The following is a 23,227-nucleotide window of genomic DNA, read 5'->3' on the forward strand; positions in this document are numbered from 1 at the left end:
GGCCTTTTCCGGGCCCTGGCCGGGTGGGGGCCGCTGCTAGACTGATCCGCACCATCCGGAAGCTGCCCAGGCAGTCCGGACCACCGCCCCCTCCACCGCCGTGACGCCACCCCTCGCCACCCGTCTGTCGGACCCCGCCGCGCTGCGGCTGGACTCGGCGCTGCAGCTGCTGCAGCAGTCGGGCCATGCCGCGCTGCCGGGTGCGCCGGGCAGCGTGGCCTGGCTGCAGGGGGTGATCGACGCGCTGTGCGACCTCTCCAGCCGCGACGCCCTGACCGGCCTGGCCAACCGCCGCGCCTTCGAGGCCGCGCTGGGCCGCGAGATCGACCGCGTCGCCCGCTCCGGCGAGCCAGCCCTGCTGCTGCTGCTGGACATCGACCATTTCAAGCGCGTCAACGACACCTACGGCCACCAGGCTGGCGACATCGTCATCCAGGCGGTGGCCGACATCCTGCGCGACTGCGTCCGGCCGATGGACCTGCCGGCCCGCATCGGCGGCGAGGAGTTCGCCATCGTGCTGCCCAACTGCCCGCCGGCCTTTGGCCAGACCGTGGCTGAGCGCCTGCGCGCCCGACTGGAGAGCCAGACCATTGCGCTGGGCCCGCAGCAGCACCTGGGCGTGACCGTCAGCGTGGGCGGCGCCTACGCTCCGCAATGGGTGCGCTCCTCGCCGACGCTGTGGATCGAGCGCGCCGACCTGCAGCTCTACCGTGCCAAGGCCGAAGGCCGCAACCGCACCTGTCTGGAACCGACTCCTGTGTCGCTGGTGAGCGCCGAGGAAAAGGGCATGCTGTTTGGCGGCCCGAGCTGGGATCAATCATGACCACCGCCCCCTCCGACCACCGCGCCCAGATCACCGCCATCACCAGCGGCAAGGGCGGCGTGGGCAAGACCTTTGTCTCGGCCAACCTGGCCGCCGCGCTGGCCCGCCAGGGCGAGCGCGTGCTGGTGCTGGACGCCGACCTGGGCCTGGCCAACCTGGATGTGGTGCTGAACCTCTTCCCCAAGGTCACGCTGCACGACGTCTTCACCGGCAAGAACTCGCTGGAAGACGCCATCCTGCCGGCCCCCGGCGGCTTCTCGGTGCTGCTGGCCGGCTCGGGCATGGTCGAGTACTCGCGCCTGACGCCCGAGGTGCGCGACCAGTTGACCGAAGTGATCCACCGCGTGCGCCCGCGTTTCGACCGCATCCTGCTCGACACCGGCGCCGGCATCTCCGACGTGGTGCTCTACACCGTCTCATTGGCCGACGAGGTGCTGGTGGTGGCCACGCCCGAGCCCACCTCGCTGACCGACGCCTACGCCACCATCAAGGTGCTGGCCACCACCCAGGGTCGGCGCGACATCCAGCTGCTCGTCAACCAGGTCAGCCGCACCGGCGAGGGCCGCACCATCCGCGGCCAGTTGCAGCAGGTGGTGGACCGCTATGTCACGCCGGGCCTGTCCGAGCCGGTGAAGCTGGCCTTTGTGGGCGAGCTGCCGGTGGACCCCAACGTGCGCGAAGCCGTGAAGCGGCGACAATTGCTGCTCGAATGCTTCCCCGGGAGCCCTGCCGCCCAGGCCGTGGTGGCCGTGGCCACCCGCTTGGCCACGTGAGCTCTGCAGACCACCCCGACGACGCCCCGCCACCCGGCCCCACGCCTTTTGACCGCCTGGGCGGCGAGCCCGGCGTGCGCGCGCTGGTCGACCGTTTCTACGACCTGATGGACCTGGAGCCGGCCTACGCCCGCCTGCGCGCGGTGCATGGCAGCACCCTGGCCGACGCCCGCGACAAGCTGTTCTGGTTCCTCTGCGGCTGGCTGGGCGGCCCGGACCATTACATCCAGCGTTTCGGCCACCCGCGGCTGCGCGCGCGCCACCTGCCGTTCAGGATCGGCAGCGTCGAGCGCGACCAGTGGCTGGCCTGCATGTTCCAGGCGATGCAGGAGCTGAACGTCGAGCGCAGTCTGGCCGAGCGGCTCGAGAAAAGCCTGTTCGACACGGCCGACTGGATGCGCAACACGCCGGGGTGACGTCTCCCTGGCGTCCCCGCTGGCGCCTTCCCAGGCACCGGTCGCGCCGCCCGCCGTCGTTTCGTCGCAGGCCCGGTGCGCCGTGGCCGCCCTGCCGCGACAGTGGCGCCATCGACTCACGCACCGGAGACTGCCATGACCGCCACCGTTCCCACCTGGGTTCCCGTCCTGTTCGTCGCGCTGGCCTGGCTGGGCTACCGCCTGTCGCTGCCGCGCACGGTTCGCCCTGGCAAGCTGCTGCTGGTGGCGCTGGGCATGTTCGCCTTCTCGCTCTACGGCCTGGTGGGCACCTTTGGTCTGGCCCCGCTGGCGCTGGGGCTGTGGCTGCTGGGCTATGCCTTGTCGATGACCCTGGGCGCCCGACACTTCACGGCGCGCGGCCTGACGGCCGTGGGCGAGCTGGTCCGCATGCCGGGCAGCTGGGTGCCGCTGGCGCTGTTGATGGGCATCTTCCTGGCCAAGTTCGTGCTGGGCGCGGCCATGGCGATGCGCTCGCCGATGCTGCACGACCTGGCCTTCATCGCCGGCATGAGCGCGGTGCTGGGCGTGCTGAGCGGCGGCTTCGGGGCCCGTGCGCTGGCGGCGCTGCGTTGCGTGGCCCAGGCCCCGGCGGCCTGAGCTCAGCTCACGCCTCAGGACTCTGGATCGAACATGATCTCCCGCACGTCCTGGGCACAGCGGCAGGCGCGGGCGATCTTCCCCGCCCAGGCCAGCGCGTCGTTACGGCTGGCCACCTCGATGATGGAGAAGCCGCCCACCACCGCCTTGCGTTCGGGCACCGGGCCGGGGATGACGGTGCCGTCCGGCGCCACGATGGCGGCCTGCTGACGCTGCAGGCCGCCGCCGAAGATCCAGACGCCGGCGGCCTTGGCCTCGCGCAGCACGGCGTGCGCGGCCTCGCCGACAGCGGGCCAGTCGGCGTCGGGGATGTGGTCCATCGCGCCGTCGTCGAAGGAAATCAGGTAGCGGGGCATCGCGGGGTTCCTTGTATCGTGGTCGGTGTCGAATTCCCGGGCGCTCAGGCGTCGTGCAGGATCCACCCCTCGTCATCGAAAGGCACCCGACCATGAGCACTGGCACCGTCCGACTGCACCGCATCCTCAAGGCGCCGCCCGAGCGTGTCTACCGGGCTTTCCTCGAGCCCGACGCGCTGGCGCGCTGGCTGCCGCCGGATGGCTTCACCTGCATCGTCCACCACCTGGACGCCCGCGTGGGCGGCACGCACCGCCTGTCCTTCCGCAACTTCGGCAGCGGGCACGCCCACTCCTTTGGCGGCGAGTACCTGGAGCTGGTGCCGAACGAGCGCCTGCGCTACACCGACCGCTTCGACGACGCCAACCTGCCCGGCGAGATGACGGTCACGGTGCAACTGCGGGCCGTGACCTGCGGCACCGAGCTGAGCGTCACGCAGGAGGGGATCCCGGAAGTGATTCCAGTGGAGATGTGCATCCTGGGTTGGCAGGAGTCGCTGGCGCAACTGGCTCGACTGGTCGAGCCCGAGATCCCGGGCTGAGCGGCGGGCGGCTCAGCGCTGCCGGCTGGCCAGCAGCACGATCAGTGCCCCGGCGCCACCCTGCGGCCCGCTGGCCTGCGCGAAGGCGATGACTTCCTGGCGCTGCGCCAGCCAGCGCTGCACCTTGGCCTTGAGCACCGGCTGCTTGCCGGGCGAGCCGTGGCCCTTGCCGTGAATCACGCGCACGCAGCGGTGGCTTTGCTGGTGGGCCTGGCGGATGAAGTGGGCCAGGCTCTCGCGCGCCTCGTCGCGGCGCAGGCCGTGCAGGTCCAGCTGGCGCTGGATCGCCCAATGGCCCTTGCGCAGCTTGGCCAGCACATCCGGTGCGATGGCGGGCCGGCGAAAGCCCAGACCGTCGTCGGTCAGCAGCAGTGACTCGACATCGACCTCGTCGGACAGCGCCTCGGCCAGCGCGGCCTGCTCATCCAGCTCGCGCTGGCGTGGTTCGGGCGGCGGCGGCTGGTGGGCATGCAGCACCCGCTGCGGTCCCTTGACCGGCTGCACCGGGCCCACGGCCAGCGCGAAGGCCTGCTGCTCCCGCAGCCGGCGCGCCTGCTCAGCGGCCTGGCGCTGGCGCTCGGCCTCGGCGGCCGCCTCGGCGCGGCGCAGCTCGTCGCGCAGGGCGCCGAGATCACGCAGGTCACGCACGGCTCGCTTGCTCATGGCCCAAGGCTAACCGATCGCGGCCGGGCAGCAGGCTGAACGGCCGCAAACCCCCTTGTCCCACTGACTGGAGCCTCCCTCCTGGAGGGAGGCTGGAGGGAGCCAACGAACGAACTGGAGCCCCCTTCTCGGAGGGGGGCTGGGGGGAGCTCAACGACACGGCCGCAGGCTAGGGCCGCAGGCCAGAGCCGCAGGCTAGGAGCCCCTTGGGCTCCTATCCTTCCCGGCGCAACGCCGGGAAGAGGATGACGTCGCGGATGCTGGGCGAGTTGGTCAGCAGCATCATCAGCCGGTCGATGCCGATGCCGCAGCCGCCGGTCGGGGGCATGCCGTACTCCAGTGCGCGGATGAAGTCGGCGTCGTAGAACATCGCCTCGTCGTCGCCGGCTTCCTTGTTGGCCACCTGGGCGTGGAAGCGCTGGGCCTGGTCCTCGGCGTCGTTCAGCTCGGAGAAGCCGTTGCCGAACTCGCGGCCGGTGATGAACAGCTCGAAGCGCTCGGTGATGGTGGGGTTGCTGTCGCTGGCACGGGCCAGCGGCGAGACCTCCACCGGGTAGTCGATGATGAAGGTGGGCTGCCACAGCTGCTCCTCCACCACCGCTTCGAACAGACCGAACTGCAGCTGGGCCAGGCCCCAGTGCTTGGGCGGCTCCTCGCCCAGCTCCTTCAGCCGGGCGTGGATGGCGGCAGCGTCGTCGGCCTGGGCGGCGGTCAGGCCGGCATGGGCCACCAGCGAGTCGCGCACCGACAGGCGGGCGAAGGGCTCGTCCAGGCGCACTTCCTTGTCACCATAGGTCAGGCGGGCGGTGCCGGTGGCCGCGCGCGCGGCGTGGCGCAGCAGGGCCTCGGTGAAGTCCATCAGGTCGTGGTGGTTCCAGTAGGCCGCATAGAACTCCATCATCGTGAATTCCGGGTTGTGCCGGACGCTGATGCCTTCGTTGCGGAAGTTGCGGTTGATCTCGAACACCCGCTCGAAGCCGCCCACCACCAGGCGCTTGAGGTACAACTCGGGCGCGATGCGCAGGAACATCTCCTGGTCCAGCGCGTTGTGGTGGGTGACGAAGGGCCGCGCATTGGCGCCGCCGGGGATGGGGTGCAGCATCGGCGTTTCCACTTCCAGGAAGCCGTGTTCGACCATGAAGTTGCGGATCGACGCCACGCCCTTGCTGCGCGCGATGAAGCGGGTGCGCGCCTCCTCGTCGGTCATCAGGTCGACATAGCGCTGGCGGTACTTCTGCTCCTGGTCGGTCATGCCGTGGAACTTGTCCGGCAGCGGGCGCAGGCTCTTGGTCAGCAGGCGGATGCGGCTGGCCTTGACAGAGAGTTCACCGGTCTTGGTCTTGAACAGCGTGCCCTCGCAGCCCAGGATGTCGCCCAGGTCCCAGTGCTTGAAGGCGGCCAGTGCCTCGGGGCCGACCATGTCCTGGGTGATGTAGAGCTGGATGCGGCCGGTGGCGTCCTGCAGCGTGGCGAAGCAGGCCTTGCCCATCACCCGCTTGAGCATCATGCGGCCGGCCACGCTCACCTGCACCGGGGCGCCTTCCAGGGCCTCGTTGTCCTTCTCGCCATGCGCCTGGTGCAACGCGGCGGCGCGGTGGCCGGGCTTGAAGTCGTTGGGGAACACCGCCTGACCGCTGGCCTGGGCCGCGGCGCGCAGGCCGGCCAGTTTCTCGCGGCGCTCGGCGATCAGCTGGTTGTCGTCGTCGGGCGTCAGGGGAACAGGCGTGTCGTGGCTCATGGCGGAAGACAAGAAAGGGTGAGGCCCGGAGGCTGCGGGCAAACCCCCGATTGTAGGTGGCCGGCTGAACCGGACATGACACCGGCGGGCGCCTTCTAGAATGCGCGCAGCATGAACGCCGCCCTGCGCGCTGCGCTGGACCAGGGCTATTACCTGGTGCTGCAGCTGATCAATGTCACCCATGGACTGCTGCCCTTTGCGCTGCGGCCGCTGCTGTACCGGGCCTGCGGCTACCGGGTGCACCGCAGCGCCACGCTGCAGGGCGGGGTGCGCTTCTTCCATGTGGGTCGGCTGGCGGTGGGCGAGGGCACGCTGATCAACCGCGGCGTGCTGCTGGACAACCGCGGCGGCATTCGCATTGGCCGGCAGGTCTCGATCGCCCACGATGCGCGCATCTACACCATGGGCCACGACCCGCATGATCCGGACTTCGCCACCAAGTCGGCGCCGGTGCAGATCGACGACCACACGGTGGTGTTTGCCGCCGCGATGATCATGCCCGGCGTGCACCTGGGCGAGGGCTGCGTGGTGATGGCCGGCGCGGTGGTCACGCAGGATGTGCCGCCGGGCAGGATGGTCGGCGGCAACCCGGCACGCGACCTGGGTGAGCGCCGCTGCACGCCGCGCTACCGCCTGAAGCGCCGCTTCTGGTTCGCGCATTGAGCACGGCGGCACCGCGGCGCATCGCCCTGGTGGACCCGGGCGCCTATGTGTTGCCCTACCTGTACCAGCTGGTGTGGGCGCTGGCTGCGCGCGGCGACGGCGTGAGCGTGTGGCTGTCGAGCACCCGCTACAACGCCGAGTTCCTGCAGGCCCTGCGCGCACTGCCGGGCGTGGTGCTGCACGAGCGGGCGATCTCGTCCTCGGTGGCGCCGCGCTGGCGCGGGGCGCTGGCCTACCTGGCGCAACTGGCCAGCCTGCTGCGCCATGCGCGGCGGCACGACCTGGTGAACCTGCAGTGGGTGGGCGCCGGGCCCTGGTGGCTGGAGGGCCTGGTGTTCGGCGGGCTGCTGCCCGCGCTGGGCGTGCCGCTGGCGCTGACCGTGCACAACGCGGTGCCGCATGGCTTTGCGGGCCGCCAGCACCGGCCCACGCGCTGGCTGGCAACGCGCGCAGCGCGGCTGATCTTCGCCAGCCAGGCCTCGCGGGACGACTTCCTGGCCCGCTATGGCGAAACCTTCCGCACCCGCTGCGCGCTGCTGCCGCACGGCCTGCTGCCGCTGACGCCCCAGGCGCCGCTGCAGCCGTGTGAGCCGCTGCCGCGGCCCGAGGCGCTGGTGTTCTGGGGCCGCGTCCAGCCCTACAAGGGCGTTGAGCTGTTTGCCGAGCTGGCGCGCAGCGACGCGCTGCGCCAGCGCGGCCTGGCGCTGGAGGTGCACGGCGCCTGGGCCACCGAGCTGCACCCCTTGCGCGACCAACTGACGTCGCTGGGCGTGCGCGTGGTCGACACCTACCTGGACGAGGCCGCGCTGCAGGCCCTGATGCGCCGGCCGGTGCTGTTCCTGCTGCCCTACCAGCGTGCCACCCAGTCGGGAGCGATGTACGCGCTGCTGCACCACGGCCGATGCTTCGCCTGCAGCGACAGCGGTGACCTGGGCCAGTTCATGCGCACCCACGGCCTGCAGGACCTGCTGCTTGGCGAGCGCAGCGCCGCTGCGGTGCTGGCCGTGCTGGACCGCCTGGCCGAGCGCGCCGAACCCCTGGCCGCGGCCTTCGCGCAGGCCCAGCAGGCCATGGGCTGGGAGCGCCTGCTGCGGATCCACCCCGAGGCCTACGCGCCGCTGCGTTGAGCCTGTCCCCCGGGTGCGACAATGCCCGGTTCCATGAAGAGCATCGTCAAAGCCGCGCTGGCCGGGGCCGGCTGGGAACTCTCCCGCCCCGCCGAGCGCGAAGACCAGGCCCTGGCCGACCTCAGCGAGGCCGACCGCGCCATCGTCCGCCGCGTGGCCCCGTTCACGATGACCGGGCTGGAGCGCCGCGCCAGCCTGCTGGGCGCGGTCGACCACGTGGTGCGCCACCGCATCCCGGGCGACATCGTCGAGTGCGGCGTCTGGCGCGGCGGCAGCATGATGGCGATCGCGCTGGCGCTGATGGCGCGTGGCGACACCTCGCGCCACCTGTACCTCTACGACACCTTCGAGGGCATGAGCGCGCCCACCGAGCACGACCGCGCCCTCAGCGGCGAGGCCGCCGCCGACCAGCTGGCCCGCACCGAGCGCGACCACCCGCTGTGGGCCGTGGCCAGCCTGGAAGACGTGCAGGCCAACCTGGCCAGCACCGGCTACCCGGCCGAGCGCATCCATTTCGTGCGCGGCAAGGTGGAAGACACCCTCCCCGCGACGCTGCCGGCCGCGGTGGCGCTGCTGCGCCTGGACACCGACTGGTACGAGAGCACCCGCCACGAGCTGCAGCACCTGTATCCGCTGCTGGCGCGCCACGGCCTGCTGATCATTGACGACTACGGCCACTGGCAGGGCGCGCGGCAGGCGGTGGACGAGTACTTCGCGGCCCAGCCCGAGCCCGTCTTCCTGCACCGCGTGGACTACACCGCGCGGCTGGTGGTCAAGCACGGCTGACGATGGCCTCGCCGCGGCTGCTGCACGCGCTGCCCGCCGTCTACGCGGCGGCCGCGGTGCGCCTGCTGCAGCCGCTGCTGGTGCTGCCGCTGATGGCCCAGCGCCTGGGCCCCGAGGCCTTCGGCCGGGTCAGCTTCGTGCTGGTCTGGAGCGCGCTGCTGGCGATGCTGGTGGAGGGCGGCTTCCTGGCTGCGGCCACCCGTATGGCGGTGAATGCCGACGCGCCGCAGCGCTGGCGCCTGGCCCAGCAGGTGGCCAGCGCGCGCAGCCTGCTGTGCCTGCCTACGCTGCTGCTGGCGGGGCTGGTGGTGGCGCTGCTGGGTGCGCCCGGCAGCGGCCTGACCGAGGCACTGATCATCGCGGCGCTGGCCTGCGCCCTGGGCTGGCCGGCCACCTGGTACCTGCAGGCCAGCCAGCAGCTGGCCGGCTGGGCGCGCACCGAACTGGTGGTCTATGCCGCGCTGATCGCGGCCACCGTGTGGCTGGCGCATGACGCCGCCACCTTCCTGGCCCTGCAACTGCTCGCCAGCACGGCGCTGGCCCTGCTGGGCTGGCGCTGGCTGCAGCGCGACCTGGCCCCCGCCGCCCAGGGCCGCGGCCTGCTGCAGCGCGACGCGCTGGCGCCGGGTCTGCGCCTGGGCTGGACGATGCTGCCGGTGTCGGTGGCCGGCGCCGCCTACAGCGCGGCGCTGCCGGCCGCGGCCTCGGTGCAGATGGGGCCGCAGGCGCTGGGCACCTATTTCCTGGGCGACCGGCTGGTGCGCGCGGTACTCAACGCCGCCGAGCCGGTGTTCGCGCTGGTCTACCCGCGCATCGTCGCGCGCCAGGCCCAGGGCCTGCGCGCCTCGCTGGCCTACGCCGGCCGCTGGGCGGTGGGCGGCAGCCTGGCCGGCCTGGCGCTGCTGGGCGGGCTGGCCCTGGCCTGGCAGACGCTGGAGCCGCTGGTGGCGCAGCGCGCCGGCCAGGTCGATCTGCCGGCCTTGCGCGCCACGCTGGGGGTGCTGGGCTGGCTGCTGCCGCTGCTGCTGGGCTGGAAGTTCATTGGCTACTGGATGCTGGGCAGCGGCCGCTTCGACGGCGCCTACCGCGCCTGCGTGGTGGTGGGTGGTGTGGTCGGCACACTGGGCGCAGCCACCTGGGCCGCAGCGGCCACGCCGCCGGGCCTGGCGCTGCTGGCCGTGGGGGTGGAACTGCTGGTGATCACGGTGGCGGTGGCCGGCATGGCGCTGACGCGCCGCTGAACACACAGAAAGAGCAAGCGTGGGCATCGACATCCACAACCTGAACCTGCTGGCCCATGCGCAGGACCTGGGCGTGTCCTTCACGCGCACGCTGGCCATCGGCCGCCAGGCCCTGTTCATCGAGGCCTACGAGCTGGAGGACCACCGCCGCCTGCGCGGCCTGCCGCCGCTGACCGAGCCGCCGCGGCCGGCGGGCGCGCCGCGCTACTTCGAGCCGCTGCTGACCCAGTGGCTGGGCGCGCAATCGGCCGAGTCGGTCGATGCCTCGGCCTACGAGCAGGCCACCCACCTGCACGACATGAACCAGCCCTGGCCCGCCGACAGCCCGCTGCCCGGCCAGTTCGACGCGGTGCTGGACTTCGGCTGCCTGGAGCATGTGTTCGACTTTCCCGTGGCCTGGCGCAATGTCACCGCGGCCTGCCGCGTGGGCGGACATGTGCTGCATGCGCTGCCGGCCAACAACCTGTCGGGCCATGGCTTCTACCAGTTCTCGCCCGAGCTGTTCTTCAACCTCTACCGGCCCGAGCGCGGCTTCGAGCTGCGCGGCCTGTGGTTCGCCGTGAAGGGCGACCGCCGCCACTGGTGGCAGGTGGCCAACCCGCGTGAGCTGCGCCGCCGCGTCAACCTGTGCAACGCGCACGAGGTCTACATGATGGTGCTGGCGCGCAAGCTGCACGAACCGGGCGAGCTGCCGCCGCCACAGCAGAGCGACTACGCCGACGACGAGTGGCTCAAGGCGCCCGCTGCGGCCCCCGCACCAGCCGCCGCGCCCGGCCTGCGCCAGCGCCTGCACGGCGCGCTGGGCCGCCAGGGCCTGATCGACCCGCTGCGTGCGCTGCGAGACCGCCTGCGCGCGGTGCGCAGCAGCGGCTGGGCGCTGCCCGCCCCCGACTACACGCGCGTCGATGTGCACGCGCTGATCCGCCGGTGAGCGCCTCGCCCAGCGCGCTGCTGCTGTGCGAGCGGCTGGACATTGCCGGCGGCGTGGAGCGCTTCGCCTGCGAGCTGGCCAACCACCTGGCCAGCCAGGGCTGGGCGGTGGCGCTGGGCAGCCTGGACACCCCGCGCGAGGCGGTGCGCTACCCGCTGGACCCCGCGGTGCGCGTGCTCTGCGGGCCACAGAGGCCTGCCGCGGCTGCGGCCCGCTCCCGCCTGGGGCGGCTGTGGGCCATGGCGCGCCACCAATGGCGCCTGGGCCGCGTGCTGGCCGCGCAGATCCGCAGCACGCAGGCCGATGTGGTGCTGCTCAACGGCCTGACCACCGCGGCCTCGGTGCTGCCCCGCTTGCGCCGCGACCAGGCCGCCCGCGTGGTCTGCTGCGACCACAACCACTTCTTCGCCCGCTCGCGCTTCTGGCAATGGCTGCGCGCGCGCCAGTACCCCCGCGTGGCGGCCCTGGTCAGCCTGACGCAGGCCGACGCGCCGCGCTTTGCCCGCCTGCACCCGGTGACCCGCGTGATCGCCAATGCGTCGGCGCTGCAGGCTGCGCAGGCCGGGGTGGTGGAGGCGCCGGTGGTGCTGGCGGTGGGACGCCACGTGGCGCAGAAGGGCTTCGACCGCCTGCTGCAGGCCTGGGCCCAGGTGCTGCCAGGCCGGCCGCAGGCCGAGCTGCGGCTGATCGGCGACGGGCCGCTGCTGGCCGAACACCAGGCCCTGGCCCGGCAGCTGGGTGTGGCCGACAGCGTGCGCTTCCTGCCGCCCACGGCGGCAATGGCCCATGCCTACCGCGACAGCGCCGTCTTCGTGCTACCTTCGCGCTACGAGGGCATGCCGCTGGTGCTGCTGGAAGCCCAGGCGATGGGCCTGCCGGCCGTGGCCTTCGATTGCCCGACCGGGCCGGCCGATGTGATCGCGCCCGAGACCGGCGTGCTGGTGCCCGACGGCGACATCGATGGCCTGGCCCGGGCACTGGGCGAGCTGCTCGACGACCCGGCGCGCCGCCAGCGCTTGGGCGCCGCGGCGATCGAGCGCAGCCAGCGCCTCTTCAGCCCGCAGCGCCACGCCACGGCGTGGACCACGCTGCTGCAGGCGGTGGCCCGACGGACGCCGGTGCCGGAGGTGCTGGCATGACGGCGCTGAACCTGCCACCGGCGGAGCCGGGCTGGGTATCGGTGATCGTGCCCTGCCGCAACGAGGCCCGCTACATCGACGCCTTCTGCACCAGCGCCCTGGCCCAGCAGCTGCCGGCCGGCTGGCAGCTGGAGCTGCTGGTGGCCGACGGCCAGAGCGACGATGGCACGCGCGAGCGCCTGCAGGCGCTGGCCGCTGCGGATGCGCGGCTGCGCTGGGTGGACAACCCCGGGCGCATCGTCTCCTGCGGCCTGAATGCGGCGCTGCAACAGTCGCGCGGCGAGGTGATCGTGCGCATGGACGTGCACACCGAGTACGCGCCCGATTACATCGCCCAGTGCCTGGCGGTGCTGGCCGAGACCGGCGCCGACAACGTCGGCGGTCCCTGGCACGCGGTGCCCGAGCCCGGCGCCGGCCCGATGCAGCAGGCGGTGGCCGCGGCCTTCCAGTCGCGCTGGGTGGCCGGCGGCGCGCGCTCGCGCGACCTGGGCTTTGACGGCTGGGTCGATACCGTCTACCTGGGCTGCTGGCCACGCCGCGTGCTGGCCCAGCATGGCGGCTTTGACGAATCGCTGGTGCGCAACCAGGACGACGAGCACAACCTGCGCCTGACCCGGGCCGGCGCGCGGGTGTGGCAGTCCAGCCGCATCCGCAGCACGTACCGCCCGCGCGCGCGGTGGGTCCAGGTGTTCCGCCAGTACCAGCAGTACGGCTACTGGAAGCCCTTCGTGATGCGCAAGCACGGCCAGGCGGCGGCGCTGCGCCAGCTGGTGCCGGGGCTGTTCGTGGCCGCGCTGGGGCTGGCCTTGCTGGCCTGGCCGCTGGCGGGCTCCGGCCTGCTGCTGGGCTTGCTGACGCTGTACGCCGCCGCCGTGGCCGCGATGACCGGCGCGGTGGCCGCGTCGTCCGACCTGGATAGCGCCGCCGTGGCGCGCGTGCCGGCGGTGATCGCCGCCTACCACCTGGGCTACGGCCTGGGCTCGCTGCAGGGCTGGTGGGCCGTGCTGCGCGGCCAGGGGCCGCAGGACCGCTTCGCGCGGCTCACCCGATGAGCAGCCCCCCCGACGACGCCGAAACCCGCGCGCTGCGCGAGCGCTACGCCCGCCGCGCGCCGCAGGACCCGCGCTACGCGCTGACCAACCCGGCCGCGCTGTGGCCGCAGCAGGAGCGCCAGCGCGCGCTGGTGGCGCTGCTGCGCCGCCACGGCTGGGCCGATCCGTCGGCCTGCCGGCTGCACGAGGTGGGCTGCGGCCACGGCGGCAACCTGCTCGAGGCGCTGCAGCTGGGCTTCCAGCCCGGGCTGCTCAGCGGCACCGAGCTGCTGGCCGAGCGCTTCGTCACGGCCCGCGAGCGGCTGCCGAGCGCGCTGACGCTGTGGCGGGGCGATGCCCGCCACCTCGGCCCGGCGCCGGGCAGTGTGGACCTGGTGTGGCAGTCCACCGTGTTCTCGTCACTGCTCGATGACACCGTGCAGCAGCAGCTGGCCCAGGCGATGTGGGCGCAGCTGCGCCCCGGCGGCGCGGTGCTGTGGTACGACTTCACCGTCAACAACCCCCGCAACCCGGACGTGCGCGGCGTGCCGCTGGCACGCGTGCGCGCGCTGTTCCCGCAGGGCCGCATCGACGCCCGCCGGGTGACGCTGGCGCCACCGATCGCCCGCGCGGCGGCTCGGCTGCACCCGTCGCTCTACACTGTCTTCAACGCCCTGCCGCTGCTGCGCACGCACCTGCTGGCCTGGATCGCCAAACCCGCATGACCGACACCCAGCCCCCGTTCCTGGCCTTTGCCCTGCCCGACATCGGCGAGGAGGAGATCGCCGAGGTGGTCGACACGCTGCGCAGCGGCTGGGTCACCACCGGCCCCAAGGCCAAGCGCTTCGAGGACGACTTCGCACGCTACCTGGGTGAGCCCGGGCTGCAGGCGATCGCGGTCAACTCGGCCACTGCCGGCCTGCACCTGGCGCTGGAGGCGCTGGGCATCGGCCCCGGGGACGAGGTCATCGTGCCCACCCACACCTTCACCGCCACCGCCGAGGTGGTGCGCTACCTGGGCGCCGACGTGCGTCTGGTGGACGTGGACCCGGTGACGCTGAACATCGACCCGGCGCTGGTGGAAGCCGCCATCACGCCGCGCACCAAGGCCCTGGTGCCGGTGCACTACGCCGGTCTGGCCGCCGACATGCCGGCGCTGCTGGACATCGCCCGCCGCCACGGCCTGAAGGTGGTGGAAGACGCAGCCCATGCGCTGCCCAGCACCTGCGGCGGCCGGCTGGTCGGCACGCTGGACAGCGACGCCACGGTGTTCAGCTTCTATGCCAACAAGACCATCACCACCGGCGAGGGCGGCATGCTGGTCACCCGCGATCCGGCGCTGGCGGCGCGTGCGCGGGTGATGCGCCTGCACGGCATCAGCCGCGATGCGTTCGACCGCTTCACCGCCACCGTGCCCAGCTGGCACTACGAGATCGTGGCCCCCGGCTTCAAGTACAACCTGACCGATATCGCCGCCGCGCTGGGCCTGCACCAGCTGCGCAAGGCCGACGCCTTTGCCGCGCGCCGTGCCGAACTGGTGGCGCGCTACAACGCCGCCCTGGCCGACCTGCCGGTGCTGCGCCCGGCGCTGCCGCCGGCCGGCGAGCGCCACGCCTGGCACCTGTATGTGCTGCGCCTGGCCGATGAGGCCCGCATCGGCCGCGATCAACTCATCGAGGCGCTGTTCAGCGCCCGCATCGGCTGCAGCGTGCACTACATCCCGCTGCACCTGCAGCCCTACTGGCGCGACCGCTACGGCCTGCGGCCCGAGCAGTTCCCGCACAGCCAGCGCGCCTACGAGCGCATGTTGAGCCTGCCGCTGCACACCCGCATGAGCGATGCCGACGTCGACCGCGTCGCTGCCGTGCTGCGGGCTGCGCTGGCCTGAGCCGCCCATGGCCAAACGCCTGCTGGATCTGACCGTGTCGGCGCTGGCCCTGCTGCTGCTGTCCCCGCTGCTGCTGCTGATCGCGCTGGCGGTGAAGCTGGATTCGGCCGGCCCGGTGTTCTTTCGCCAGGAGCGGGTGGGGCAGGGCGGCCGGGTCTTTCGCATCCACAAGTTCCGCACCATGCGCACCGACGCCGAGCGCCTGGGCCCGCAGATCACCGTGGGCCGCGACCCGCGCATCACCCGGGTCGGCCACTGGCTGCGCGACAGGCGCCTGGACGAGCTGCCGCAGTTGATTGACGTGCTGCTGGGCACGATGAGCCTGGTCGGCCCGCGCCCCGAGGTGCCGCGCTACGTGGCCCACTACCCGGCTGCGCTGAAGGCCGAGGTGCTGGCGGTGCGCCCCGGTCTGACCGACCCCGCCACGCTGGCCCACCTGGACGAGGCCGCGCTGCTGGCCGCCGCGCCCGACCCCGAGCGCGCCTACATCGACGAGGTGCTGCCGCGCAAGCTGGCGCTGCAGGCCGACTACGCCCGCCGCGCCACGCTGCGTGGCGACCTGGGGCTGCTGTGGCGCACGCTGTGCGCGCTGGTGCGCCGATGAGCAGCGCCCCCGGCTTCTGGCACCGGCTGGACCGTTTCCTGGCGCGGCTGCGTCCGCACCGCGAACCGCTGTCGATGCTGATCGACGGCGCGCTGGTGGCGCTGGCCTGGAACGTCACCTACCTGTTCCGCCTGGGCTTTGAGCGCTGGCTCAGCGCCCGCCCGGGCTACGACGGCTGGGTGCTGCTGGGCATCGTCGCGGTCTACATGGTGGCTTTCCGCGCGCTGCGCGTGCCGCAGGGCATGTGGCGCTTCTCGGGCTTTGGCGAGGTGCGACGCATAGCGCTGGCCTGCCTGGCCGCCGGCCTGGTCAGCGCGGTGGGCGTGCTGATGCTGCAGCTGGTGCAGGTGCCGCGCGCGGTGCTGGCGCTGCATCCCTTTGTCGCGCTGATGGCCCTGGCCCTGGTGCGCATGGGCTACCGCACGCTCTACGAACACGCCCGCGCGCAGATCACCGGCAGCGAGCGCGAGGTGCGCCGCGCGCTGGTGCTGGGCGCCGGTGATGCCGCGCGGCGCCTGCTGGCCGGCATCCACCAGCAGGGCTGGATCGTGCTGGGCCTGCTCGATGACGACCCCGCCAAGCAGGGCGCGCGCATCGCCGGCATCCCGGTGCTGGGGCCGCTGAGCGCGGTGACCGACAAGGCCGTGCTGCGCGGCGTCACCCACCTGGTGATCGCGCTGCCCGGCGCCACCGCGGCGCAGCGCCGCCGCGCGGTGACGCTGGCCGGTGGCACCGGCCTGCCCGTGCTGACCGTGCCCTCGGCCGATGAGCTGCGCAGCGGCCAGGCCGAGCGGGTGCGCGACATCGAGCCCGAGGACCTGCTGGGCCGCGAACCGGTGCAGCTGGACGAGGCCGGCATTGCCGAAACCGTGCACGGCCGCACGGTGCTGGTCACTGGCGGCGGCGGCAGCATCGGCAGCGAGCTGTGCCGCCAGCTGGCGCGCTTTGCGCCGGCCCGGCTGGTGCTGGTGGAGCTGTCCGAATACAACCTGTATGCGATCGAGCAGGAGCTGGCGCGCCACTTTCCCGGCCTGCCGCTGGTGCCGCTGATCGCCGACGTCAAGGACCTGCCCGCGCTGCGCGCGCTGATGCAGCGCTGGCGCCCGCAGTTGGTCTTTCACGCCGCCGCCTACAAGCATGTGCCGCTGATGGAGGTGGACAACGCCTGGGCGGCGCTGCGCAACAACACGCTGGGCACCTGGCATGCCGCGCTGGCGGCGGCCGAGGCAAGTGCCGAGCGCTTCGTGCTGATCAGCACCGACAAGGCGGTCAATCCGACGAATGTGATGGGCGCCACCAAGCGCGCCGCCGAGCTGGTGGTCTCGGCCATGGCGGCGGCGCACCCGGGCACGCGCTTCATGGCGGTGCGCTTTGGCAATGTGCTGGGCAGCAGCGGCAGTGTGATCCCGAAGTTCAAGGAGCAGATTGCCCGCGGCGGCCCGCTCACTGTGACGCATCCGGAGATCATCCGCTACTTCATGACCATCCCCGAAGCCGCCCGGCTGGTGCTGCAGGCGGCGGCGATCGGCGAGACCGCGCAGGTGCTGGTGCTGGACATGGGTGAGCCGGTGCGCATCGTCGAGCTGGCGCGCACGCTGATCCGCCTGGCGGGCAAGACCGAGGCCGAGGTGGGCATCGTCTTCACCGGCCTGCGGCCCGGCGAGAAGCTCTATGAGGAGCTGCTCGCCGATGACGACAACTCGGTGCCCACCTCCTATGCCCGGCTGCGCGTGGCGCGGCTGCGGCAGACCGATGTACGCGAGCGGGTCCAGGCCTGGCTCGATGCCCTGCCCACCACCGCCGGCGCCGATGACGCGCAGGCCCGCGCGCTGCTGCAGCAGCTCGTGACCGAATTCAGGCCCAGCCCATGAAGATCGCCCTCGGCACCGTGCAGTTCGGCCTGGCCTATGGTGCCTTCAACACCGCCGGCCAGGTGCCTCCTGACGAGGTGGCGCGCCTGCTGGCGCGCGCTGGTGCCGGCGGCGTGCGCTGGCTGGACACCGCCCACGCTTACGGGCGCAGCGAGGCGGTGCTGGGCGAGACCGGTGCCGCCCGGCGCTTTCGCCTGGTCACCAAGGTGCCGGCGATGAACGAGCAGGCCTCGGCCGAGGCGGTGCAGCGCTTCGTGGCCGAGAGCCTGCAGCGCCTGCGCACCGAGCGTGTCGACGGCCTGCTGCTGCACCGCGCCGCCGACCTGCTCGGGACGCAGGGTCCGGCCGTGTGGTCGGCGCTGACGGCGCTGCAGGGCGAGGGCCGCGTGGGCCGCATCGGCGTCTCGGGCTACGGCGCCGACGAGGTGCTGCAGGTGCTGGATCGCTACGACATCGGCCTGGTGCAGCTGCCGATCAATGTCTTTGACCGCCGCCACCAACAGGCCGGCGTGCTGGCCCGCTGCCGCGCGCAGGGCGTGGAGGTGCACGCCCGCTCGGCCTTTCTGCAGGGCTTTGCGCTGGCTGATCCGGCGGCGCTGACGCCGCACCTGTCGGCCTATGCCGGTGTGCTGCTGGCCTTTGACCAGCGCTGCCGCGACCTGGGTCTGGGCCGGCTGGCCGGGGCCCTGCATGCGGTGGCCGATCTGGCCGAGGTGGATCAGGTGGTGGTGGGGGTTGACCGTGTGGCCCAGCTTGATGAGATCCTGGCCGCGGCCGGCACGCCGTCGCCGGGCCTGGCGGCCTGGGACGGCCTGCACAGCGATGATCTGGCACTGATCGAACCTGGGAGATGGCGATGACCCCTGAGAACCTCTTCGTGCAGCGCCTGGGTCCCGGCCTGGACCGCGGCGGCCCGGTGCGCCTGCGCCCGCTGCTGCCCGACGACCTGGGCGAGCGCTACGCCGCCTGGTTCCGCGACGAGCAGGTCACGCGCTTTCTGGAGGCGCGCGGCATCAGTGCGGTGGACGCGCTGCGCCACCTGATGGACGGCTTCCTGTCCGAGGCCTGGTTCATGTACGCGATCGAGCAGCCCCAGCCGCAGCCGCGCCATGTGGGCAACCTGAAGATCGGCCCGATCAACCGGCGCCACGCCACGGCCGAGATCTCGATCGTCATCGGCGAGCGCGACTGCTGGGGCCGTGGCGCGGCCACCGAGGCGGTGCGCCTGGGCACTGCGCTGGCCTTTGGGCACTTCGGCCTGCGCAAGCTCTACGCCGGCATGGTCGAGGGCAACGAGGGCTCGGTGCGGGCCTTCGTGAAGGCCGGCTGGCGCGTCGAGGCGCAGCTGCCGGGGGCCTTCATCCATGAGGGCGTGGTCAAGGGCAAGACCGTGGTGAGCATCGACAACCCGGCCTTCGTGCTGGGCGGCTGAGCGCCAGCGCGCGCCCCGTGCCGGAGGACAATAGCCGCCTGCGCCCGAACCGCCCCACCATGACCACCACCGTCGCCATCATCCAGGCCCGCATGTCCAGCAGCCGCCTGCCGGGCAAGGTGCTCAAGCCCCTGCTGGGCCTGCCGTCCATCGTCTTCATGGCCCAGCGCGTGCGCCAGGCGCGCCGCGTCGACCGCCTGCTGGTGGCCACCAGCACCGATGCCAGCGACGATCCGCTGGCCGCCGCACTGGCGGCCCACGGCATGGAGTGCTTCCGCGGCTCGCTGGCCGATGTGCTGCAGCGCTTTCACCAGGCCGCGCAGCATGCCCAGGCCGACGTGGTGCTGCGCCTGACCGGCGACTGCCCGCTGATCGACCCCGAGCTGATCGACCGTGTTGCGGCCCGGGTGATCGACGGCGGTGCTGCCTACGCCACGAATGCCGTGCCGGCCAGCTACCCTGACGGCCTGGACGTCGAGGCGATGCGCATCGAGGCGCTGGCCGCCGCCGACGCCGAGGCCACACTGCCGTCCGATCGCGAGCACGTCACGCCCTTCATCCGCCGCGAAGCACAGCGCTTCCCGGCGCAGTCGGTCAGCGCCTTCGCCGATCTGTCGGCCATGCGCTGGACCGTGGACCACCCCGACGACCTGGCCCATGTCGAGGCCCTGATCGCCGCGGTCGGGGCCACCTCGCCCACCAGTTTCGACCGCTGGGACCTGTTCCGTGCCATCGAGCGCCTGGGCGTGCGCCGCGACGAGAACACCCACCAGCGCAACGAGGGCTACCTCAAGAGCCTGCGCGACGACGCTGCTGCCTGATCGCCACCCCATCACACGCACCCGAGCACCTGCCATGAAGTCCTTCCAGCGCTCCGAAGCCTTTCTTGAACGCGCCCAGCGCAGCATCCCGCTGGGCAGCCAGACCTTCAGCAAGAGCCGCACCCAGTACCCTCACGGCGTGTCGCCCTTCTTCATCACGCGCGGCCAGGGCTCGCGGGTGTGGGACCTGGACGGCAATGAGTACATCGACTTCGTCAGCAGCCTGTGTTCGGTCACGCTGGGCTACCAGGATCCGGATGTCACGAACGCGGTGCGCACCCAGCTCGACGAGTCCGGCGTGATCTTCTCGCTGCCGCACCCGCTGGAGACCGAGGTGGCCGAGCTGATCTGCGAGATGGTGCCCTGCGCCGAGCGGGTGCGCTTCGGCAAGAACGGCTCGGACGCCACCTCCGGCGCGATCCGCCTGGCCCGCGCCTGGACCGAGCGCGACCGCGTGGCGGTCTGTGGCTACCACGGCTGGCAGGACTGGTACATCGGCTCAACCGCGCGCCACCGCGGCGTGCCCCAGGCCACGCGCGAGCTGACGCATACCTTCGCCTACAACAACCTCGAGTCGCTCGAGACGCTGCTCAAGGCCCACCCGGGCGAGTTTGCCGCCGTGATCCTGGAGCCGATGAACGTGGCCGAGCCGCAGCCCGGTTTCCTCGAAGGCGTCAAGGCGCTGGCCCATGCGCACGGCGCGCTGCTGGTGTTCGACGAGACCATCACCGGCTTTCGTTATGCCAACGGCGGCGCGCAGCAGCTGTTCGGCGTCACGCCCGACCTGGCCACCTTTGGCAAGGGCCTGGCCAACGGCTACCCGGTGTCGGCGGTGGCCGGCCGGGCCGATGTGATGCAGCTGATGGAGGAGATCTTCTTCTCGTTCACCTTTGGCGGTGAGGCGCTGTCGCTGGCCGCGGCCAAGGCCACGCTGACCAAGCTGAAGAACGAACCGGTGGTGCAGACCATCGAGGCGCGCGGCCGCGCGGTCATGGAGGGCGCGCGCCAGGTGATCGACGCCCACGGCCTGGGCGACATCTTCTCGATGGCCGGCCACCCCAGCTGGAGCTTCCTGATGCTCAAGGACGCCCGCGGCGCCACCAGCTTCGAGATCAAGACCCTGCTGATGCAGGAGCTGCACCAGCGCGGTTTCCTGTCGGTGGGCACGCACAACATCAGCTACGCCCACAGCGAGGCCGATGTGCAGGCCCTGCTGGCCGCCTATGGCGACATCCTGCCGATGATCGGCCGCACGCTGGATGCCGCCACGCTGCGCCAGAGCCTGCGCTGCGAGCCGCTGGTGCCGCTGTTCAAGGTGCGCTGAGCGCCGGGGAGCCACACGCATGAGCCAGCAGGACATCCGCATCGGCGAGCGCCTGGTCGGCGCCGGACACCGGCCCTACCTGATCGCCGAGATGTCGGGCAACCACAACCAGTCGCTGGATCGGGCGCTGGAGATCGTCGACGCCGCCGCCCGTGCTGGCGCCGACGCGATCAAGCTGCAGACCTACACCGCGCAGACGATGACGCTGGATTGCCGCCAACCCGGCTTCGTCATCGAGGACCCGAACAGCCTGTGGGCGGGTCGCCAGCTCTATGAGCTCTACGACGAGGCCCACACGCCCTGGGACTGGCACGCGCCCATCATGGCCCGTGCGGCCAGCCATGGCCTGCACTGCTTCAGCAGCCCGTTTGACGAAACCGCGGTCGACTTCCTGGAAACGCTGGGCGTGCCGGCCTACAAGATCGCCTCCTTCGAGATGACCGACCTGCCGCTGATCGCCCGCGTGGCGCGCACCGGCAAGCCGATGATCATCTCCACCGGCATGGCCAGCGTGGCCGAGATCGATGACGCGGTGCGCTGCGCGCGCGAGGCCGGCGCCACCCAGATCGTGCTGCTCAAGTGCACCAGCACCTACCCGGCCACGCCCGAGAACACCAACATCCTGACCATCCCGCACATGCGGCAGACCTTTGGCTGCCCGGTGGGCCTGTCGGACCACACCATGGGCTGCGGCGTGTCGGTGGCCGCCGTGGCGCTGGGTGCGGTGCTGGTGGAAAAGCACTTCACGCTGCGCCGTGCGGATGGCGGCGTCGACTCGGCCTTCTCGATGGAGCCCGAGGAATTCGCGCTGCTGCGCGCTGAATCCGAGCGCGCCTGGCAGGCGGTGGGTGAGGTGCGCTACGGCGGCACCCAGGCCGAAGAGAAGTCACGCGCCTTCCGCCGCTCGCTCTACGTGGCCGAGGACATGAAGGCCGGTGAGGTCTTCACGCCGCGCAACCTGCGTGCGGTGCGGCCGGGCTTTGGCCTGCCGCCGAAGTTCCTGGCCTCGCTGATGGGCCAGCGCATCGCGCGCGACGCCGAGCGCGGCACGCCCTGCACCTGGGACTTGCTGGTGCCGTCCGACGGCGCCAAGGTGCCATCCCCGGAGCGCTGAGGGCGTGGCCCCATCGCGCGGGAGGCGCGGGCCGTCAGCGTCCCCCGGGGGAGCGCGATCATTAACGATTACACTGCCGGGCGCTGACTTGATGTCTCGCGTCCTGCCCTCCTTGCGCCCCTTGAGTGAGCCGGTGGCACCCATCGCATGAACACCCACCTCCAACCCATGGCCGCCGCCAAGCCCGCGCGCGAAGTGACCTTCCTGGACATGATCCACACGATCCTGGTTCACTGGAAGATGCTCATCCTTGTTCCGCTGGCCGCTGGAAGTCTGGCTCTGGGAGGCACCTACCTGGTGACGCCAAGGTTCACCGCCAGCGCCCAGATCACGACGCCGCAGAACCAGAACCTGGCCTCCGCGTTGCTGGGCAACCTGGGGGGCGCGGCTGGGGCGCTGGCCGGTGGTCTGACCGCCGGCCTCAAGAATCCGGCCGACCAGTGGATCGGCCTGCTCAAGAGCCGCGCCATCGCCGACGCCCTGATCGAGCGCTTCGATCTCAAGCAGCGCTATGGCGCGCAGTTCATGTTCGAGGCGCGCGAGTCGCTCGCTGGCGCGTCGCGCATCAGCGTGGGCAAGGATGGCCTGATCGACATTGAGGTCGAGGACACCGACCCCAAGCTGGCCGCCGACCTGGCCAACGCCTACCTCGAGGAATTGCAGAAGCTGGCGCGCCAGATGGCCCTGTCCGATGCGGCACAACGTCGCTCGATCTTCGAAGGGCTGCTGCGCAAGGCCAAGGATGACTTCACCCGCGCCGAGCAGGCCCTGCGGGCCACGGGGGTCAACGAGTCGCTGATGAAGATCAGCCCGACGGCCGCCATGCAGGGGCTGGCGGCCCTGAAGCAGTCCGAGATAGCCGCCGAGGTCAAGCTCAGCGTGCTGCGCAGCGCGCTGGCTGACTCCTCTCCGGAGGTTCTTCAGACGAAGCGTGAACTGTCTGGCATCCGGGCGCAACTTGCCAAACTTGACCAGACCTCGGCTGCCGCGGCGGGCGACAGTGATTACTCCGCCAAGTTCCGCGACTTCCAATATCACTCCATGCTGTTCGAGTTGACGGCCAAGCAGTTCGAACTGGCGCGCATTGACGAAGCCAGCGGCGGCGCGGTGGTTCAGGTGATTGACCGGGCTTCCGTCCCTGAGTGGAAGTCCAGCCCGAAGCGTGGTGTCATCGCTCTGGTCACGGCCGTGCTGTCCTTGTTCGTTTGCCTGACCTGGCTGGTGTTCAAGGCTCAACTGGCCGCGACGGCGGACGACGCGGCCACCGCGGAAAAGCTTGAGCGCATCAAGGCTCTCTGGCGTCGCTGAGACGTCGGACCGGCCCTCGCG

The 23,227-nt window shown here is 71.7% G+C and carries 25 protein-coding genes; 22 read left to right on the plus strand and 3 right to left on the minus strand.

Annotated features, from left to right (window positions below; all coding sequences use genetic code 11):
* The first annotated feature begins 100 nt into the window (after positions 1-100).
* The 4 genes from KAK06_RS05035 to KAK06_RS05050 all read left to right on the plus strand — a co-directional run bounded on the left by KAK06_RS05035 (position 101) and on the right by KAK06_RS05050 (position 2,630).
* On the plus strand, positions 101-823 hold the full coding sequence (locus tag KAK06_RS05035) for a GGDEF domain-containing protein (protein ID WP_310741037.1): 723 nt from the start codon (positions 101-103) through the stop codon (positions 821-823).
* Positions 820-1,596, plus strand: a complete 777-nt coding sequence (locus KAK06_RS05040) for a MinD/ParA family protein (RefSeq protein ID WP_210800829.1) — start codon at positions 820-822, stop codon at positions 1,594-1,596. The genes KAK06_RS05035 and KAK06_RS05040 overlap by 4 nt, the downstream gene beginning before the upstream one ends.
* Positions 1,593-2,012 (plus strand): group II truncated hemoglobin, encoded by a 420-nt coding sequence (locus KAK06_RS05045; protein ID WP_310741038.1) that lies wholly within the window; start codon positions 1,593-1,595, stop codon positions 2,010-2,012. Before KAK06_RS05040 ends, KAK06_RS05045 begins: the two co-directional genes overlap by 4 nt.
* 135 nt (positions 2,013-2,147) lie before the next feature.
* Positions 2,148-2,630, plus strand: a complete 483-nt coding sequence (locus KAK06_RS05050) for a DUF6622 family protein (protein ID WP_210800831.1) — start codon at positions 2,148-2,150, stop codon at positions 2,628-2,630.
* 14 nt (positions 2,631-2,644) lie between these two features.
* Here the strand turns inward: KAK06_RS05050 and KAK06_RS05055 are convergent, their stop codons facing one another.
* Positions 2,645-2,986, minus strand: coding sequence for a YciI family protein (locus tag KAK06_RS05055; protein ID WP_210800832.1), 342 nt, complete (start codon positions 2,984-2,986; stop codon positions 2,645-2,647).
* Positions 2,987-3,078: 92 nt separating this feature from the next.
* On the opposite strand from KAK06_RS05055, the gene KAK06_RS05060 reads away from it, so the two are divergent.
* A complete protein-coding gene (locus KAK06_RS05060; RefSeq protein ID WP_210800833.1) occupies positions 3,079-3,525 on the plus strand; it encodes an SRPBCC family protein in 447 nt (148 codons plus the stop codon).
* A gap of 12 nt (positions 3,526-3,537) precedes the next feature.
* Here the strand turns inward: KAK06_RS05060 and KAK06_RS05065 are convergent, their stop codons facing one another.
* Complete coding sequence (locus KAK06_RS05065; RefSeq protein ID WP_210800834.1) at positions 3,538-4,188, minus strand: Smr/MutS family protein; 651 nt, start codon at positions 4,186-4,188, stop codon at positions 3,538-3,540.
* 214 nt (positions 4,189-4,402) lie between these two features.
* Positions 4,403-5,926 carry a lysine--tRNA ligase gene (lysS, locus tag KAK06_RS05070; RefSeq protein ID WP_210800835.1) on the minus strand — a complete coding sequence of 508 codons (1,524 nt, stop codon included), beginning with the start codon at positions 5,924-5,926 and terminating at the stop codon, positions 4,403-4,405.
* A 111-nt stretch (positions 5,927-6,037) separates the two neighbouring features.
* Here lysS and KAK06_RS24495 point away from each other — a divergent pair, with 111 nt between their 5' ends.
* The 17 genes from KAK06_RS24495 (at position 6,038) to KAK06_RS05155 (ending at position 23,206) form a co-directional block, all read left to right on the plus strand.
* Positions 6,038-6,589 carry an acyltransferase gene (locus KAK06_RS24495; protein ID WP_210800836.1) on the plus strand — a complete coding sequence of 184 codons (552 nt, stop codon included), beginning with the start codon at positions 6,038-6,040 and terminating at the stop codon, positions 6,587-6,589.
* A complete protein-coding gene (locus tag KAK06_RS05080) occupies positions 6,586-7,716 on the plus strand; it encodes a glycosyltransferase (RefSeq protein WP_210800837.1) in 1,131 nt (376 codons plus the stop codon). The genes KAK06_RS24495 and KAK06_RS05080 overlap by 4 nt, the downstream gene beginning before the upstream one ends.
* A 33-nt stretch (positions 7,717-7,749) precedes the next feature.
* A complete protein-coding gene (locus tag KAK06_RS05085) occupies positions 7,750-8,502 on the plus strand; it encodes a TylF/MycF/NovP-related O-methyltransferase (RefSeq protein WP_210800838.1) in 753 nt (250 codons plus the stop codon).
* A gap of 2 nt (positions 8,503-8,504) precedes the next feature.
* Positions 8,505-9,743 carry an oligosaccharide flippase family protein gene (locus tag KAK06_RS05090; RefSeq protein ID WP_210800839.1) on the plus strand — a complete coding sequence of 413 codons (1,239 nt, stop codon included), beginning with the start codon at positions 8,505-8,507 and terminating at the stop codon, positions 9,741-9,743.
* 19 nt (positions 9,744-9,762) lie between these two features.
* Positions 9,763-10,674 carry a class I SAM-dependent methyltransferase gene (locus KAK06_RS05095; protein WP_210800840.1) on the plus strand — a complete coding sequence of 304 codons (912 nt, stop codon included), beginning with the start codon at positions 9,763-9,765 and terminating at the stop codon, positions 10,672-10,674.
* On the plus strand, positions 10,671-11,813 hold the full coding sequence (locus tag KAK06_RS05100) for a glycosyltransferase family 4 protein (RefSeq protein ID WP_210800841.1): 1,143 nt from the start codon (positions 10,671-10,673) through the stop codon (positions 11,811-11,813). The genes KAK06_RS05095 and KAK06_RS05100 overlap by 4 nt, the downstream gene beginning before the upstream one ends.
* A complete protein-coding gene (locus tag KAK06_RS05105; protein WP_210800842.1) occupies positions 11,810-12,865 on the plus strand; it encodes a glycosyltransferase family 2 protein in 1,056 nt (351 codons plus the stop codon). The genes KAK06_RS05100 and KAK06_RS05105 overlap by 4 nt, the downstream gene beginning before the upstream one ends.
* Complete coding sequence (locus KAK06_RS05110; RefSeq protein WP_210800843.1) at positions 12,862-13,569, plus strand: class I SAM-dependent methyltransferase; 708 nt, start codon at positions 12,862-12,864, stop codon at positions 13,567-13,569. The genes KAK06_RS05105 and KAK06_RS05110 overlap by 4 nt, the downstream gene beginning before the upstream one ends.
* Positions 13,566-14,732, plus strand: a complete 1,167-nt coding sequence (locus KAK06_RS05115) for a DegT/DnrJ/EryC1/StrS family aminotransferase (RefSeq protein ID WP_210800844.1) — start codon at positions 13,566-13,568, stop codon at positions 14,730-14,732. Before KAK06_RS05110 ends, KAK06_RS05115 begins: the two co-directional genes overlap by 4 nt.
* A gap of 7 nt (positions 14,733-14,739) precedes the next feature.
* Positions 14,740-15,336, plus strand: a complete 597-nt coding sequence (locus KAK06_RS05120; protein WP_210800845.1) for a sugar transferase — start codon at positions 14,740-14,742, stop codon at positions 15,334-15,336.
* On the plus strand, positions 15,333-17,207 hold the full coding sequence (locus KAK06_RS05125) for a nucleoside-diphosphate sugar epimerase/dehydratase (RefSeq protein WP_210800846.1): 1,875 nt from the start codon (positions 15,333-15,335) through the stop codon (positions 17,205-17,207). Before KAK06_RS05120 ends, KAK06_RS05125 begins: the two co-directional genes overlap by 4 nt.
* Positions 17,204-18,067, plus strand: coding sequence for an aldo/keto reductase (locus tag KAK06_RS05130; RefSeq protein ID WP_210800847.1), 864 nt, complete (start codon positions 17,204-17,206; stop codon positions 18,065-18,067). The genes KAK06_RS05125 and KAK06_RS05130 overlap by 4 nt, the downstream gene beginning before the upstream one ends.
* Positions 18,064-18,639 carry a GNAT family N-acetyltransferase gene (locus KAK06_RS05135; protein WP_210800848.1) on the plus strand — a complete coding sequence of 192 codons (576 nt, stop codon included), beginning with the start codon at positions 18,064-18,066 and terminating at the stop codon, positions 18,637-18,639. Before KAK06_RS05130 ends, KAK06_RS05135 begins: the two co-directional genes overlap by 4 nt.
* A 59-nt stretch (positions 18,640-18,698) precedes the next feature.
* Positions 18,699-19,460, plus strand: a complete 762-nt coding sequence (locus KAK06_RS05140) for a cytidylyltransferase domain-containing protein (RefSeq protein ID WP_210800849.1) — start codon at positions 18,699-18,701, stop codon at positions 19,458-19,460.
* A 34-nt stretch (positions 19,461-19,494) separates the two neighbouring features.
* Positions 19,495-20,784 carry an aminotransferase class III-fold pyridoxal phosphate-dependent enzyme gene (locus KAK06_RS05145; protein ID WP_210800850.1) on the plus strand — a complete coding sequence of 430 codons (1,290 nt, stop codon included), beginning with the start codon at positions 19,495-19,497 and terminating at the stop codon, positions 20,782-20,784.
* A 19-nt stretch (positions 20,785-20,803) separates the two neighbouring features.
* Entirely contained in the window at positions 20,804-21,898 is a 1,095-nt protein-coding gene (gene pseI / locus KAK06_RS05150) for a pseudaminic acid synthase (RefSeq protein ID WP_210800851.1), read from the plus strand.
* 147 nt (positions 21,899-22,045) lie between these two features.
* A complete protein-coding gene (locus tag KAK06_RS05155) occupies positions 22,046-23,206 on the plus strand; it encodes a Wzz/FepE/Etk N-terminal domain-containing protein (RefSeq protein WP_210800852.1) in 1,161 nt (386 codons plus the stop codon).
* Positions 23,207-23,227 lie beyond the last annotated feature (21 nt).

The sequence above is a fragment of the Ideonella aquatica genome (genome assembly GCF_018069755.1).
GTDB classification, from domain to species: domain Bacteria; phylum Pseudomonadota; class Gammaproteobacteria; order Burkholderiales; family Burkholderiaceae_C; genus Ideonella; species Ideonella aquatica.

Coding starts and splice junctions, on each gene's coding strand:
- KAK06_RS05135 (WP_210800848.1), top strand. CDS start 18,064: ATGACCCCTGAGAACCTCTTCGTGCAGCGCCTGGGTCCCGGCCTGGAC.
- KAK06_RS05110 (WP_210800843.1), top strand. CDS start 12,862: ATGAGCAGCCCCCCCGACGACGCCGAAACCCGCGCGCTGCGCGAGCGC.
- KAK06_RS05140 (WP_210800849.1), top strand. CDS start 18,699: ATGACCACCACCGTCGCCATCATCCAGGCCCGCATGTCCAGCAGCCGC.
- KAK06_RS05105 (WP_210800842.1), top strand. CDS start 11,810: ATGACGGCGCTGAACCTGCCACCGGCGGAGCCGGGCTGGGTATCGGTG.
- KAK06_RS05115 (WP_210800844.1), top strand. CDS start 13,566: ATGACCGACACCCAGCCCCCGTTCCTGGCCTTTGCCCTGCCCGACATC.
- KAK06_RS24495 (WP_210800836.1), top strand. CDS start 6,038: ATGAACGCCGCCCTGCGCGCTGCGCTGGACCAGGGCTATTACCTGGTG.
- KAK06_RS05085 (WP_210800838.1), top strand. CDS start 7,750: ATGAAGAGCATCGTCAAAGCCGCGCTGGCCGGGGCCGGCTGGGAACTC.
- pseI (WP_210800851.1), top strand. CDS start 20,804: ATGAGCCAGCAGGACATCCGCATCGGCGAGCGCCTGGTCGGCGCCGGA.
- KAK06_RS05155 (WP_210800852.1), top strand. CDS start 22,046: ATGAACACCCACCTCCAACCCATGGCCGCCGCCAAGCCCGCGCGCGAA.
- KAK06_RS05145 (WP_210800850.1), top strand. CDS start 19,495: ATGAAGTCCTTCCAGCGCTCCGAAGCCTTTCTTGAACGCGCCCAGCGC.
- KAK06_RS05060 (WP_210800833.1), top strand. CDS start 3,079: ATGAGCACTGGCACCGTCCGACTGCACCGCATCCTCAAGGCGCCGCCC.
- lysS (WP_210800835.1), bottom strand. CDS start 5,926: ATGAGCCACGACACGCCTGTTCCCCTGACGCCCGACGACGACAACCAG.
- KAK06_RS05090 (WP_210800839.1), top strand. CDS start 8,505: ATGGCCTCGCCGCGGCTGCTGCACGCGCTGCCCGCCGTCTACGCGGCG.
- KAK06_RS05065 (WP_210800834.1), bottom strand. CDS start 4,188: ATGAGCAAGCGAGCCGTGCGTGACCTGCGTGATCTCGGCGCCCTGCGC.
- KAK06_RS05120 (WP_210800845.1), top strand. CDS start 14,740: ATGGCCAAACGCCTGCTGGATCTGACCGTGTCGGCGCTGGCCCTGCTG.
- KAK06_RS05125 (WP_210800846.1), top strand. CDS start 15,333: ATGAGCAGCGCCCCCGGCTTCTGGCACCGGCTGGACCGTTTCCTGGCG.
- KAK06_RS05130 (WP_210800847.1), top strand. CDS start 17,204: ATGAAGATCGCCCTCGGCACCGTGCAGTTCGGCCTGGCCTATGGTGCC.
- KAK06_RS05055 (WP_210800832.1), bottom strand. CDS start 2,986: ATGCCCCGCTACCTGATTTCCTTCGACGACGGCGCGATGGACCACATC.
- KAK06_RS05040 (WP_210800829.1), top strand. CDS start 820: ATGACCACCGCCCCCTCCGACCACCGCGCCCAGATCACCGCCATCACC.
- KAK06_RS05050 (WP_210800831.1), top strand. CDS start 2,148: ATGACCGCCACCGTTCCCACCTGGGTTCCCGTCCTGTTCGTCGCGCTG.